Here is a 13,966-nt window from a genome sequence, read left to right on the forward strand (position 1 = left end):
TATTGTTAGGTACTACATACCCGTTTTTTACTTAAAGGTGTTTTTTTATTTGTCTCACTCTATGGGGTCAGTCCCCAGGAGCAGTAGTTTTTTCTGTGTTTAAGTTGTATATGATATACGCCTTTAGTTAATATAAAAAGTGTTATCGGTAGGAAAATAAGAAAGCAAATCGAATATCCAATTAGGCTCTTTACTTGTTAGAAGTGCATTTTAGAAGTGCATTTCTTTTAAAGAAGTCAATAAACTTTTATGCATGTTTAACAATGAAGCAATATCTTCCTTTGAAAGATTTTCTAATGCTTTTGCCATGGCTTTATATGATGAAGTATTTTTAATTGCTCTCTCTGATACCTCTTTTCCTTATAGAAGAAAAAGAGTAGCAAAAAATCATCCTTGATAAAGTTTACGACTATGCTGAATTTCCGAATAAAGTTAGTGTCCGATGCGATAACTGCAATTCATCTTACTTCAAAAGTTCTATAAAAGGGGCATTTTTCTACGTGAATGTCGAGAGTGTGGCATTAAGAAAAGCATTTAGGTGGTACTTAGACTATAAAAAATAGCATGGTTTGAATGGTAGTTGGTATTTTTTGACGTGTATGTAGAAAATAAGCCACCTAGGGATATCCAAAGTAGGTGGCTTATACGATAAACTTAATATGGAGCACGCTTTAAAAATTAATTTCTGTCAAAAAGAGAGCTGCCAGATATACCTGGGTTCGTCATTTCATAGGGATTTAAAATTAACTCAAGCTCCTCCTCAGTCAATACGTCATATTGCAAACATAGTTCTCGTACCGACTTTCCATTTAAAATAGCCTCTCTAGCAATTCGTGCTGCTACTTCATATCCGATATGTGGATTTACGGCTGTAATAATCCCTACACTTTTTTCTACATACTCTTTTAAACGTCCCTCATTTGCTTCAATGCCTCTCAGGCAATGGTCTGTGAAGACTTGGAATGCGTTATTCATAATACTGATCGACTGAAGCAAGTTAAACACAAGAACAGGCTCCATCACATTTAGTTCAAGTTGACCTGCTTCCGATGCCAGGCAAATTGTATGATCATTACCTATAACTTGAAAAGCTACTTGATTAATCATTTCAGGCATGACAGGATTGACCTTCCCAGGCATAATAGATGAACCAGGTTGACGAGCTGGTAATATAAGTTCAGCTAATCCTGCACGAGGACCAGATGCCATTAATCGGATATCATTCGCAATTTTAGACATATTAATCATGCAAACTTTTAAGCTAGCAGAGACTTCTGTATAAGCATCTGTATTTTGAGTCGCGTCTACAAGATGATTGGCTTTCTTAAGTGGTAAACCACTGATATTTGCTAGATATCTTACAACATTTTCGATATAACGTGGATCTGCATTTAAACCCGTTCCAACTGCAGTTGCTCCCATATTAACCTCATATAAATGTCCATAAGATTGCTTAATACGTTTCATATCGCGCTCAAGAACACGACTATATGATTCAAATTCTTGACCAAGACGGATTGGAACCGCATCCTGTAGGTGAGTACGTCCCATCTTTATAATAGAATCAAATTGTTCTGCCTTTTGCTGAAATACACTGTGCATATAATTCATTGTTTTCAGTAACTTATTTAACAGATTAAGCGTTGCAATATGGATAGCAGTTGGGAATACGTCATTTGTTGACTGTGACATGTTTACATGACTATTAGGGCTTAAATCGGAATAAGAACCTTTCTTATGACCAAGTAACTCTAAAGCTCTATTTGCAATAACCTCATTTGCATTCATGTTCATTGAAGTCCCCGCACCACCCTGTATTGGATCAACAATAAATTGATTATTTCTTTTCCCTTCAATAACCTCGTCTGCTGCTTCAATAATTGAATTACCCAACCCATCATATAACCTTTTTGTTTCCATATTAGCAAGAGCAGCAGCTTTTTTAACAATTCCTAATGCTTTAATGAGTTCCGGGTGAATCTGGTAACCTGTTATTGGGAAATTTTCAACTGCACGTAATGTTTGAATTCCATAATAAGCGCTGACAGGCACTTCTTTCGTTCCTAAGAAATCTTTTTCAATTCTTACATCTTGTTTTTCAAGCGTTCCCATATCTGTCATAATATTGATCTCCTTCTTTATAAACAAATAAATTATTTTAAGCTACATCTGATTTTTTAATAGAATCTGTATAATGTTTTGCTTTTTCTTTATCGAATCCGCCTTCCCACTTAGACATCACAATAGCAGCTAATGCGTTACCTACTACGTTGACAGATGTACGAAGCATATCTAAGATGCGATCAATGCCAGCAATGAATGCCATACCTTCTAAAGGTAATCCCATTGAGCCCAATGTTGTTAATACAACAACAAATGATGCTCCTGCAACTCCTGCCATTCCCTTAGAAGTCAACATCAACACAAGTAAAAGTGTAATTTGTTCTATGAAAGATAAATGAATGCCATACATTTGTGCAATAAAAAGGGCAGCAATGGCTTGGTAAATGGATGATCCATCAAGGTTAAAGGTATATCCTGTCGGAATAACAAATGATGTAACAGCTTTCGGACAACCAAAGTTCTCCATTTTAGTCATTAACCTTGGCAATACTGCTTCAGAGCTTGCGGTTGTAAACGCTAAAATTAACTCATCTTTTAAGATTTTTATAAGGACTAAAACATTAGTTCCAGCCATTTTTGCAATAATACCTAATACTACAAAAACAAAGAAAATCATGGTCAGATATATAACGAGTACTAACTTTCCTAAAGGGATTAATGAACCAATGCCAAACTTCGCCACATTCAAACCAATTAAAGCAAATACGCCAAATGGAGCAAATTTCATAACTAAGTTTGTCATCCAAAACATGGATTCTAGTACACCTTCAAAAAAGTTTAAAACTGGTTTGCCTTTTTCTCCAATTGCTGCAACTCCTAGACCAAATAAGACTGAGAAAAAGATAATCGCTAATAAATTTCCTTCAGTCAATGATTGAAATATATTAGTTGGGATGATATGAACGATTTGAGCTGCTACACCTGCACTCTCAGTCGTTTTAGATGTTTCTTCATATTTGGATATATCACCTTTCTCAAGGTTTCCCATATCTATACCAGTACCTGGATGGAATAAATTTGCGGCCAATAAGCCCACTGCTAATGCAATTGTAGTCACAATTTCAAAATAAAGAATGGTTTTTCCACCTAGTCTTCCTAACTTTTTAATATCACCTACACCAGCTATAGATACGATGAGTGCGGATACAACGATAGGAATAACAATCATTTTAATTAGGTGAAGAAAAATATCCCCTAAAGGTTGAAGAATGGCCATCACTGTATTATTCCCATAAAAAATAGCGCCTATAGCAATCCCGAACGCAAGTCCAATAAATATTTGTGTAGCTAATCCCAATTTCTTCATAGTTGTAACCCCTTTCAATTTGCGGTTCATTAAAACACTTAAAGAGAGCCTATGCTTAGGCTAGCGTCTATAAAAAAAGACAATAATTAAAAATAAGTCCAATGTGTAAATAATCTTTAAAATAAATGGTAATCATATAATTTGAAATTAACTCCCCCCTTCAGTAAAGCGTTTTCAAAATTTTTAATGTAAAATACACTTTTTCGGCTCACCTTATATACCTGAGCATATAGTATCGTTTATAAAGAGGTTTTCTATTATCCTTTTAACCTTTTTGAAATCCTGTTTATTGTCTAACAATAATATCCTAATCTATTATTCCCCCATTTCAGATAAAGAAATATCTTCTTTATCTAGTGTCTAGAGATAAGGTAGCAATAACACCAGATATTTCTATAACTTGTTAAAATAATTAAATCCCTTAAAATGTTTTTCTTTTAATAAAATGATATCGCTTTCAAAAAATCTAAATCGTAGTAACTGCACATATTTTCTCCGAAAGCTAAAGGAATTTAGTATTTATTCCAGGTGTAACTTAATTAACGAAACTACAGCATTAAGTTGGAGTATCTCCTTCAATCTCTTCATACTGTAATCTCATTATAATAAACATGCGTTTCTTGCATATAGGTAATGAATGGAATCAAAAAATGATAATAACGAAAAGTGTATTTTAAATTTCATGTTCTCTTTTTGCGTACTTCAGTTACATTATATTTATATACAACAGATAAATCAAGAAGATTATTATTCATTTCGCGTACATTTTATTTAGACAGGCCTCATAGAAGTGAAGAATATTTTAATAACGACGAACTGTTATTTAAATATTAACCTTTCGTAGAGTGAAAGAGTCTATGCCTTTAAGAAATACTATAGGTAAGGTCATTTCATAACAGAGACAGGATTCATTCAGTTTGTCGATTCTCTTGGGGATTTATTTATTTTCATTGATGACGTATTTGAGTTGAAGAATAAAATGAGGTTAAGCGATCTCATCGATGTTCGCTTGGCTTAGTTCCTGAAGAAATCGTGTACAGGAAGCATTTATTTTGGTAGAGGTACATTCATGTACAATTTTAGAGTATACACGTTACGTGACGCTTCAAAGAAAATTATTAAACTAAAAGAAGGAGAATCCTTTAAACAGGAACTTCAAAGAGCCAATATTCAAGAAACGCAAATTTTTCAGATGCAACTAGTGGAAAAACCAGAGTAATTTTAACATACCCCTTCTATATAGATGTAATTGTGGTAGTCTAATAAAAGCCAAATAGAAAAGAGTGATCAACCTGGAAGAAATAAAAGAGCAAGAAATCGATCTAGATAAAGTGTATGACTATGCTGCATTTCCGGATAAGGTGAGTGGCAGATGTAACAACTGCAATTCATCTTACTTCAAAAGTTCTGTAAAGGGTGGCGTATTCTTACGTGAATGTCGAGAATGCGGAATGAAAAAGAGTATTTAAACATCGATGATATAGAAAAAGAGAAGGTTAAAAACCTTCTCTTTTTTAGTTTAACTGTGTTTTAGCCATCTTAAAGTAGAAGAAATGTCTTACTCTCTAGATGTTTTTTCTACTTTATTAGGTTATAACTTTTCTCTTAACATAGAAATTTCATTAATTAAATCTTTTATTAATCGTCCTAATGCTACTATGTGTTCATCTTTGCGATCATAATCATCAATTTTCATAGATAGTTCTAAAACACGACAGGTCTCTTCAACTGTCAGGCCATGATCTCTTGCAAGAGTTTTTACTGTATCAAGAAATTTAACAGCATCATTATCAAAATAATCTTTTCGTGTTGTTTGATTAAATAATGTTCCCATTTTCTCTCTCCTTAAAAGTTTAATATTAGTAAATTGCACAAATGAATCAGTGCCAGATTTGTAACTAGTACAGGCTGAGAGATGATATTTATTGCGAAGGCATATTTTTAAAACTTGAGGCATTGGATTTACAATGTTACTGCCTATAACGTATTCGATAAGCATCTAACGATCACCTACTGCGGTAGCTAATTAGTATCAATTTATTTAATGGTAATGATTAAATATGCGCGATGATATGTGAAAACTAAGCATTGCTAGCTTATAAACAATGACATCAATATAGGCTTTTTTTCATACTATGTTTTGGGGGTGAATAAATGGCAAGAGTAAAGTACAGTAATTCAGACATTAACTTAATGGCAAGGATGATGCGAGCAGAAGCTGAAGGTGAAGGAAGACAAGGAATGTTATATGTGGGAAATGTAATTGTTAATCGTCTTGCAGCAAATTGTATAGACTTTAAAAATTTAAGAACCGTTTCACAAGTCATTTATCAAGTCCAGGGGGGGAATTATTCGTTTGAAGCTGTTCAAAAAGGCAATGTATTTTATCAAAGAGCAAGAGGTGTTGAAAAAAGATTAGCAAAGCAGAATTTGGATTATTGGAGACAACACCCAGCGAAATTTGCTCTTTGGTATTTTAATCCCCATGCTCCGTGCCCTCCAACATGGTACGGTCAACCTGCATCTGGTCAATTTAAAAATCATTGTTATTATGAACCAAAACCAGATACATGTGCTAGTGTTTATAGAGGTTAAGTTATTGAGGAGTTTTCTATTAATGTCTCTACTATTAATGAAAAATAGTTAATAATTTAAATATGACATAACACCCTCAAATTCAACAGTATAGAGAACTTGAGGGTCTTTGTTTCATTCATTTTTAGTTGTAGCTTTTTACTTATTCAATTGGCTTCTATAATGTTGGTTATGTTAAGTATGAGTATAAAGATAAGTTATACCAATCAAAAGTTGTCCAGCTCAAGTCTGTTTAACCAGTTATGCACTAATACGTTAAATACATCAGTTTGTTCAATTTGTAGGTTGTGACCAGCCATATCAAGCACTGCAAAAGTTGCCCTTGGGTAATCTTCGATCAGTTGCCACGCATCCTGATATCCCACTACATTATCCTGACGTCCTGTTATAATGAGTGTGGGATACTCAAGTTTAAATGAAATATCAAATGTAAAGCCATATCCATTTTGACGAATGTTATTTACAAATTCATGATTTGTTTGTTTAGAAGGAAGTAAAATTTCATTTTGAAACCTCTCCCATTCAGTTTGACCTTGGACTACTCCCATGGAACAAAATTCATCAGCTTCCTCTGGAGACAAACGTGATATCAAGTCGTTGTCTTTCTTTAGAACAGTCTGTTGGGGCACCACCCTTTCATCATATTCAGGTATAATCAATGGTGCCATTAGCAGTAATCCACGAACTTTGTCCTGACATGAACGGACTATACCTCTGGCAATGTACCCTCCATATGAATTGCCACAAACAATAAACTTTTGGTCAGGAATAATTTCGTCCAAAAGACATAATATCGCTTCTAAAATATTATCAGAGTTCTGAATAGACAATTGAGGCTCGGAATTCCCCATCCCTGGTAAGTCTATGTATATTCTCTTCCAATGGCTTCGTTTCTCGAATAACGGTTCCATTGCATTTAACATCACTTGATGGTCAAGTGTCCAACCATGCAACATAACGATGGGATATCCATCTCCAATTACTTTATGGTAAATCGACAAAACTTTTTCCCCTTTCTGTGTATGCCAAATGTATCTACATGAACATTTAATCTTTCCATACATATATTGTAATCTTAACAAAATTTCTTTTGAAAATGGATTTATTTTGATTATCGTATAACCATTAGTTTATTGGTTTGTCTATGAATCTGTATTAATATCTGAAAAAAGTACCGACAAGTGATTAGGTACTCTTTTTCTGCCGATAATACGTTTTATGTGAGCTAGAAAGAAATAAAAAGAAGCCTTTATAAGAGATTTATTTTTTCTTCATCTCCTATAAAGGCTCCACCATACTTTTAAATTAATTAATTTCTATTCTGCGTATTTATTTCTAACAGCATCATCCCATTTAAGCAGAATCTGTTTTAGCTCAGCTGTTTCAATTAGACAATACGGCTTTTGATCTTCTTCAGCATATTCATTCACAATTTTTGTTACATCATATTTAATTTCTATAGTACAGGCATTTCCAGTCAATTCTTCATAAGAAGATTTCTTTGAAAGTACTTTATCAATTAAATCTAGCCATAATTTCGATCCATCTTCTTGTACATCACTTAATAATAAATCTATAACTAAAAAAATTTTATCAGGAACATCTATCATAAGCATTCCTTGTTTATCTTCATAAATTTGAACATTATATTTCATTACTGGTTCTCTCTTTATTCTTCATAAAGACGAATTGCTTCCCTTACTACAATAACATCCTTCTCATTAATCCTCAATCTTAATTCCGGCTTCCTTGAATGGTTGTAATACTCCTGGATGACACATTGAAATATAGTCCACTGTTTTTAGATTCTTTAAGTTCTGAAATCCTTCAACAGATAGTACGTCAAATGAACTGTCTTCTCCATCCCAATCTGGCTTTAAAATATGATAAATTTCATTACCTCCATCAAAGCAAAGGGATTCAATCTTTTCCAAATCACTCTTTTCTAGGGTTAACTCTTCTAAATAATCTTTGATTTCAACAATGGGTCCAGCTCCAGAATACCATTCAAAATTATTCGTATACTTATCTTTTAAGTCGGTTAATTCTTTTAGAAATAACGGGTCTTGATCTAATAAAGCTTCAATAACCACTAGTTTAAAATTAAAATCTTTAAACATTCCACTCTTCCCCATTTTGCTACCTCCGATTTTATTTCTTTCTTAGGCTTTTAATCGAACCTGCACTGTTAGTATTGTAACAATCATCTATGAATAAAGACTGCTTATACTGTTGACTTTGACACATGGACAAACAACATCGGCTCCTTTTTAGAAAAAGAAAAAAACAGGCCCTACTATAAGGAAGGTCTGCTCTTATTTACTTGTTTTGATTACTGCTGCAAGCTGATAATGCTAGCAATAATACAGTTTAAGTTGTTAAAACCTTTTTCATAAATACACCTTCCATTCTCTAATAACCATTTTCTATCTATTATTCTTTGACTATTGTTAATAAAAGGTAGAAACTTTGTATATTTTATCATGTTTTTTGTATTCATGAATATCACTACTACCTAACCTAATAATCTTATTCTTGTAGGGACTGAAATCCTTTTTTATAAGTAAAAAAAGCATAAACCCGTTGGTCTCCAACAAAATTTATGCTCTATCTTTAATAAAACTTTTACGAATTCTCTTTTAATCCAGCCACAAATAATTTCAGATGTATGATTCCTATAAAACTATAAACAACCTTACACAATATCTCGATTCAATTCTTTATCTTTAACCACTTTAATTCTTTCCACTTTTCCTACAAGGAAGATATACGAAAGTGCTCCTAAAAGAGCCAATGCAGCTATGAATACTAGCGCTGGAGCAAAGTTTCCTCCTTTAGCTAAGAAACCAATAACAATTGGAACGATGATAGAAGCTAGACCTCCGATAAAGTTAAAGACTCCACCTGTCAAACCGACTAAGTGTTTAGGTGCTAGCGTTGAGACAAACACCCATGTAATAGAAGCTAGGCCATTTCCAAAAAACGCAATAGCCATAAACATGATAATGAGAGATGTGCTATTTACATAATTGGCTCCGATAATTGAAGTTGATAAAAGCAGACCTACGATAATAGGTGTTTTCCTTGCAATCCCTAGTGATACTCCTTTTTTCACTAAGGCGTCAGATACAAAGCCAGATAATAATACTCCTACAAACGCTGCTAAAAACGGAGCTGATGCTAAGAATCCTGATTTCAAGAAATCTAACCCTCTATATTCCACAAGGTACGTTGGAAACCATGTAAGGAAGAACCATAAAGTAGAGTTGACGGCAAACTGTCCTAAGTAGATGCCCCATAGCTTTCTGTGAGAAAAGGCTTCTTTAAGATTTCCCCATTCGAACTTTGCTCTTTCTCCTTTATTATCAGCAGCTTTAACTAAGCCTCCACCTTCTTCGATATGCTGTAATTCTGCTTTATTTACTTTGCTATGCTGAGAAGGATCACGATAAAAGATATACCATATAATGCCCCACGCTATACCGATAATCCCAGTAGTAATAAACAGACCTCTCCACCCTAAAAAGTGCTGAATGGTAACTAGTGTCGGTGTTAAAAATGCTAGCCCTGCAAACTGTCCTGAAGTATAAAAAGCAATAGCTGATGCTCTTTCCTGATTTGGAAACCAGCTGGTGACTACTTTATTATTGGTCGGAAAAGCCGGTGCTTCGAATGCTCCTGTTGCTAAACGCAGACCAAAAAGACTCACAAATCCCTTAGTAAACCCTTGTAACAGCGTAACAATAGACCAGGTAATTAAGCTAAAGGCATACGTAGCACGAGCGCCAAAGCGGTCAGCCATTACCCCTCCTGGTATTTGCAGAGCAGCATAAGCCCATCCAAAGGCTGAAAATATGAGACCCAGTTCTACTGATGATAGCTTTAAATCTTTGGACATGGCTGTGGCAGCTACAGAAATATTGCTTCGATCCATATAGTTGATGACAACGCTTATGAAAATAAATGCTAAAACACGAAATCTAACGCGAGTCGGCTTTTCGCTATACCCCTTCATTCCCTTATCCCCCTGTATATGACTAGTTTAAGAAAAGATCTGACTGACGGTCATTTATCAATCAGATCTTTTGTACTAAAATGGTTTCCCCTTTACCATTCCGCTACAGAACCGTCTTTATGACGCCATACTGGATTACGCCAATTATGGCCGATATCAGCCATTTTTCTAACATGGTCTTCGTTAATCTCAATACCTAAACCAGGTCCATCAGGAATTTTCACGAAGCCTTCTTCGTATTTAAATACGTGGTTATCAACAATATAATCTAGTAAATCACTGCCTTGGTTATAGTGAATGCCTAAGCTTTGCTCTTGAATAAATGCGTTGTGACACGTTGCATCTACTTGAAGACACGCAGCTAATGCAATTGGTCCTAACGGGCAATGAGGTGCAGCTGCTACATCAAAGGCTTCAGCCATTGAAATAATTTTCTTACATTCTGTAATTCCTCCTGCATGTGATAAATCAGGCTGAATAATATCGACGTATCCGTCCGTTAAGAGCTTTTTAAACTCCCATTTTGAAAACATTCTTTCTCCTGTAGCGATAGGAATGGATACGTGATTGGCAATTTCTCTTAACGCCTCATTGTTTTCCGGCAAAACCGGCTCTTCGATAAACATTGGGCGATAGACCTCTAGTTCTTTAGCTAAAATCTTTGCCATTGGCTTATGTACACGTCCGTGAAAATCAATACCTATTCCTACATAAGGTCCCACTGCTTCTCTGACAGCAGCAATACGTTCTACTACTTGATCAATTTTTTCATATGAATCCACATATTGAAGCTCTTCTGTTCCATTCATTTTTACCGCTGTAAATCCTTTTGAAACCACTTCTCTTGCTGCTTCGCCTACATCTGAAGGCCGGTCTCCTCCGATCCACGAATACACTTTAATGGATTCTCTTGCTTTTCCTCCTAATAGTTGATGTACAGGAGCATCGTAATATTTTCCTTTTATGTCCCACAGAGCTTGGTCAATCCCTGATATGGCACTCATTAAAATAGGTCCGCCTCGATAGAAGCCGCCTCGGTACATAACGTTCCAATGATCTTCAATATTTAATGGATCTTTGCCAATAAGATACTCCATCAGCTCATCTACTGCAGCTTTAACGGTAGAGGCTCTTCCTTCAATAACAGGTTCCCCCCATCCAACAATTCCTTCGTCTGTTTCTATTTTTAAAAACAACCAGCGTGGCGGCACTTGGAACAATTCATAATTAGTAATTTTCATGTACTTTTTCCCCTTTCGTTATACGATTTACTGCGGCTACGTACGCTTTAGCCTTTTGTGTTAACTCCTGCAGGTATGCATGAGTAATTTCACGTTTTGTATCAACTAACGAACTTCCAATACCAAACCCTACAGCACCTGCTTCTTCAAATTCTTGAATATTGTCTAAGCTCACTCCTCCTGTTGGAAGAAGTGGAATATGGGGAAGCGGCCCTCGAATATCTTTAATATAGCTAGCACCCAGCCTAGCAGGAAATACTTTTATAATATCTCCCCCATTTTCATATGCCGTTAGAATTTCAGTAGGTGAAAAAGCCCCTGGAATACTCACCGCACCGTATCTTTTCGTTAGTTTAATCGTTTCCGTGTTAACAGTTGGGGAAAGGATAAACTTTGCTCCTGCTAAAATAGCTGAACGTGCTGTTTCAGGATCAAGCACTGTACCTGCTCCTACTAACACTTGATCACCCAACTCTGTAGAAACCTCTTTAATGGCTGAAAGTGCGTCAGGCGAATTTAGAGTAATCTCTATATTTTTTACACCGCCGTCATTAAGCGCAGAGGCAATTTTCACTACATCCTGCGGTTTGGCTCCTCTAATAATCGCAACGATTTTATGCTCTAATAAATGTGATAAACTATCCGTCATTGGTAAGCCCCTTTCTTTTATCGTATAACGTCTTCTTTTGTAATCGCATTCATAAATTCGTAAAGCTCTTTCTTATCAGGCAAGCCTTCAATGTCACCCTCTACGGTTACGACCATAGCTCCTATAGCACACCCTCTTCTGACCGTTTCTTTTAAAGAGGATTTATCTATTAGTCCCGATAGTATCCCCGCGGCGAACCCATCACCAGCTCCTACTGGATCTATCACTCTAGCAACTTTAAAACCTTCTACGTAAGCGGATTCATTTTTAGTTGAGTAATAAGCTCCTTCTTCACCTAGCTTAATAACGACTAGTTCTGCACCTAATTGATGAAACGCTGATGCAATATCTTCAGGATTATCCTTCTCAAATAAAAACTGACCTTCATTCATTCCTGGTAAGATAATATCCGCATATGTAGCCATTTTAGTTAGTGTTTGACGCGCAGCTGATTCATCCCAAAGCGTCTTTCGCAAATTTGGATCAAACACTATTTTTACGCCATTTTTTTTAGCAGCTTTCATCGCTTGAAAAACAGCTTCGTGGCAGGAATCGCTCAGTGCAGGTGTAATCCCTGTCACGTACAAGTATTTAGCAGAAGAGATGTACTCTTCATTCATATCACGCGGATTCATAAAGCTTGCTGCTGAACCTTGTCTGTAATAAAACACTTTACTATTCATTTCATTTGTTTTTTGTTTTAAAAACAGACCTGTAGGAGCATTATCATCAAATATCACATGTTTTACATCTATTCCTTCTCCTTTTATACTTGAAAGAATCCGCTCTCCTAGCTCGTCTTTTCCTAATCGGCTAACCCATCCCGTTTGATAACCGAGTTTTGACAGGGCAATCAACGTATTACTTTCTGCCCCTGCCATTTTCGAAGAAAAATCTTTAGCATATCGCATCTTTCCATTCGAGTGTGGGGTAAACAGAATCATCGTTTCCCCCATGCTTATCACATCCATCTTACCCCTCTTTTCATTTATCTCTTCGCCTCTTCATATCCAGCAATAAAAGATATATTAGCTGACGTTTGAAGCAGCCTTTCTACTATAAAGCCCTTATGTTTCAGCATTCTTTCCTTAGGGCCAGCTACGCTAATAGCAGCTTGAATGCTTCCCTTTGCTCCAAATACAGGTGCAGCAAGGCAAAATAACCCTTCCTCATTTTCTTCATCATCAATTGCATAGCCCATTTGAATAAAAGAGTCTAAATTGTCATTAAGAACTTTTTTATCTGTAATTGTATAATCTGTAATAGGCAGTAGCTCTATATGTTCAAGCAACTGTTCTCGCTGATCTTTAGGAAGAAAAGCTAAAAAGGTTTTTCCTAATCCTGTACAATAGAGCGGCTTACGGTTACCAGGCTGAGCTGTTGTTCTAATCGAGCGATTATTGTCAATCTTAACGACATAGACTAATTCTCCATCTGACAGCAAGGCCATAAACACCGTTTCCTGAACATCCTCCATCAGTTTCTTTAAATACGGTTTTCCTTCAGAAGAAATATCCAGTGATTCCATAGCCGCTGTTCCAATTTGAATTAGCTTTGGCCCTAGCTTGTACCTCTTTAATGAGTCCTGATTTAAATATCCTTCATTGTGAAGTGTTCCCACAAGGTTAAACGTACTGCTTTGCGGAAGCGAAAGTAAATCACTAACCTCTTTTACTGTTAATCCCTCAGGGTGTTGAGCAATCAATTCAAATACCCTTAATACACGTTCTGCTGATTTTACTGACATGAAGAAATCCTTTCTAAATCACATATGTGATTTTAAATTTTATATATGATTTACTGATTTAAATATTATCATAGAACGATCATTAATTCAAAATATTTTTACAAATTAAATAAAAATATTTATGACAGTTCCTGAAAAAATGGTTACTAAATAGCAATACAAAAAAGCTTACTAAAAGGACCCATAAATCCTTTTAATAAGCTTTTTTCTTTTACAGATACAGATGCTCTTACAGTTTTTCCGTATATCCCCTTGAATTTCGAATTAAAAAAGATATCCCTGTCAGTAA

13 protein-coding genes and 1 pseudogene are annotated in these 13,966 nt (G+C 35.4%); 3 read left to right on the forward strand and 11 right to left on the reverse strand.

The features are described 5' to 3' along the window. Positions 1 to 386 precede the first annotated feature (386 nt). Positions 387 to 538: pseudogene (locus tag ACFX4G_RS28195) on the forward strand (DUF8096 family protein). Between the two features lie 140 nt (positions 539 to 678). On the opposite strand, the gene aspA reads toward ACFX4G_RS28195, so the two are convergent. Both aspA and ACFX4G_RS23575 read right to left on the reverse strand, forming a co-directional pair. Beyond that, positions 679 to 2,112: an aspartate ammonia-lyase gene (aspA, locus tag ACFX4G_RS23570; RefSeq protein ID WP_230185745.1), complete on the reverse strand. Its 1,434-nt coding sequence runs from the start codon at positions 2,110 to 2,112 to the stop codon at positions 679 to 681. A gap of 46 nt (positions 2,113 to 2,158) precedes the next feature. Next, positions 2,159 to 3,430: a cation:dicarboxylate symporter family transporter gene (locus tag ACFX4G_RS23575; protein WP_043981780.1), complete on the reverse strand. Its 1,272-nt coding sequence runs from the start codon at positions 3,428 to 3,430 to the stop codon at positions 2,159 to 2,161. Between the two features lie 1,292 nt (positions 3,431 to 4,722). Between ACFX4G_RS23575 and ACFX4G_RS23580 the strand changes: the two genes are divergently transcribed. Beyond that, a complete protein-coding gene (locus ACFX4G_RS23580; RefSeq protein WP_097823078.1) occupies positions 4,723 to 4,899 on the forward strand; it encodes a DUF8096 family protein in 177 nt (58 codons plus the stop codon). Between the two features lie 122 nt (positions 4,900 to 5,021). On the opposite strand, the gene ACFX4G_RS23585 is transcribed toward ACFX4G_RS23580, so the two are convergent. Continuing rightward, a complete protein-coding gene (locus ACFX4G_RS23585; RefSeq protein ID WP_377577343.1) occupies positions 5,022 to 5,429 on the reverse strand; it encodes a hypothetical protein in 408 nt (135 codons plus the stop codon). Positions 5,430 to 5,584: 155 nt separating this feature from the next. Here ACFX4G_RS23585 and ACFX4G_RS23590 point away from each other — a divergent pair, with 155 nt between their 5' ends. After that, the gene (locus ACFX4G_RS23590; protein ID WP_028409572.1) at positions 5,585 to 6,025 is read left to right on the forward strand and encodes a cell wall hydrolase; all 441 of its coding nucleotides are present in this window, start codon (positions 5,585 to 5,587) and stop codon (positions 6,023 to 6,025) included. Positions 6,026 to 6,231: 206 nt separating this feature from the next. Here the strand turns inward: ACFX4G_RS23590 and ACFX4G_RS23595 are convergent, their stop codons facing one another. The 8 genes from ACFX4G_RS23595 to ACFX4G_RS23630 form a co-directional block, all read right to left on the reverse strand. Beyond that, complete coding sequence (locus ACFX4G_RS23595) at positions 6,232 to 7,026, reverse strand: alpha/beta fold hydrolase (protein ID WP_377577346.1); 795 nt, start codon at positions 7,024 to 7,026, stop codon at positions 6,232 to 6,234. Between the two features lie 315 nt (positions 7,027 to 7,341). Next, positions 7,342 to 7,680, reverse strand: coding sequence for a hypothetical protein (locus ACFX4G_RS23600; RefSeq protein ID WP_230185649.1), 339 nt, complete (start codon positions 7,678 to 7,680; stop codon positions 7,342 to 7,344). Positions 7,681 to 7,746: 66 nt separating this feature from the next. Then, positions 7,747 to 8,160: a DUF6892 domain-containing protein gene (locus ACFX4G_RS23605; protein WP_097823008.1), complete on the reverse strand. Its 414-nt coding sequence runs from the start codon at positions 8,158 to 8,160 to the stop codon at positions 7,747 to 7,749. A 560-nt stretch (positions 8,161 to 8,720) separates the two neighbouring features. Continuing rightward, the gene (locus ACFX4G_RS23610) at positions 8,721 to 10,040 is read right to left on the reverse strand and encodes an MFS transporter (RefSeq protein ID WP_097823010.1); all 1,320 of its coding nucleotides are present in this window, start codon (positions 10,038 to 10,040) and stop codon (positions 8,721 to 8,723) included. A gap of 92 nt (positions 10,041 to 10,132) precedes the next feature. After that, positions 10,133 to 11,281, reverse strand: a complete 1,149-nt coding sequence (gene dgoD, locus ACFX4G_RS23615) for a galactonate dehydratase (protein ID WP_013058319.1) — start codon at positions 11,279 to 11,281, stop codon at positions 10,133 to 10,135. Continuing rightward, a complete protein-coding gene (locus ACFX4G_RS23620; RefSeq protein ID WP_043980959.1) occupies positions 11,268 to 11,930 on the reverse strand; it encodes a bifunctional 4-hydroxy-2-oxoglutarate aldolase/2-dehydro-3-deoxy-phosphogluconate aldolase in 663 nt (220 codons plus the stop codon). The genes dgoD and ACFX4G_RS23620 overlap by 14 nt, the downstream gene beginning before the upstream one ends. A 17-nt stretch (positions 11,931 to 11,947) precedes the next feature. Next, the gene (locus ACFX4G_RS23625) at positions 11,948 to 12,901 is read right to left on the reverse strand and encodes a sugar kinase (RefSeq protein WP_097823012.1); all 954 of its coding nucleotides are present in this window, start codon (positions 12,899 to 12,901) and stop codon (positions 11,948 to 11,950) included. Positions 12,902 to 12,918: 17 nt separating this feature from the next. After that, entirely contained in the window at positions 12,919 to 13,677 is a 759-nt protein-coding gene (locus ACFX4G_RS23630) for an IclR family transcriptional regulator (RefSeq protein ID WP_377577352.1), read from the reverse strand. Between the last annotated feature and the right edge of the window lie 289 nt (positions 13,678 to 13,966).

The organism is Priestia sp. YIM B13486 (assembly GCF_042787865.1).
Lineage (GTDB): Bacteria > Bacillota > Bacilli > Bacillales > Bacillaceae_H > Priestia > Priestia megaterium.

Coding starts and splice junctions, on each gene's coding strand:
- aspA (WP_230185745.1), bottom strand. CDS start 2,112: ATGGGAACGCTTGAAAAACAAGATGTAAGAATTGAAAAAGATTTCTTA.
- ACFX4G_RS23575 (WP_043981780.1), bottom strand. CDS start 3,430: ATGAAGAAATTGGGATTAGCTACACAAATATTTATTGGACTTGCGTTC.
- ACFX4G_RS23585 (WP_377577343.1), bottom strand. CDS start 5,429: ATGCTTATCGAATACGTTATAGGCAGTAACATTGTAAATCCAATGCCT.
- ACFX4G_RS23590 (WP_028409572.1), top strand. CDS start 5,585: ATGGCAAGAGTAAAGTACAGTAATTCAGACATTAACTTAATGGCAAGG.
- ACFX4G_RS23600 (WP_230185649.1), bottom strand. CDS start 7,680: ATGAAATATAATGTTCAAATTTATGAAGATAAACAAGGAATGCTTATG.
- ACFX4G_RS23605 (WP_097823008.1), bottom strand. CDS start 8,160: ATGGGGAAGAGTGGAATGTTTAAAGATTTTAATTTTAAACTAGTGGTT.
- ACFX4G_RS23610 (WP_097823010.1), bottom strand. CDS start 10,040: ATGAAGGGGTATAGCGAAAAGCCGACTCGCGTTAGATTTCGTGTTTTA.
- dgoD (WP_013058319.1), bottom strand. CDS start 11,281: ATGAAAATTACTAATTATGAATTGTTCCAAGTGCCGCCACGCTGGTTG.
- ACFX4G_RS23620 (WP_043980959.1), bottom strand. CDS start 11,930: ATGACGGATAGTTTATCACATTTATTAGAGCATAAAATCGTTGCGATT.
- ACFX4G_RS23625 (WP_097823012.1), bottom strand. CDS start 12,901: ATGGATGTGATAAGCATGGGGGAAACGATGATTCTGTTTACCCCACAC.
- ACFX4G_RS23630 (WP_377577352.1), bottom strand. CDS start 13,677: ATGTCAGTAAAATCAGCAGAACGTGTATTAAGGGTATTTGAATTGATT.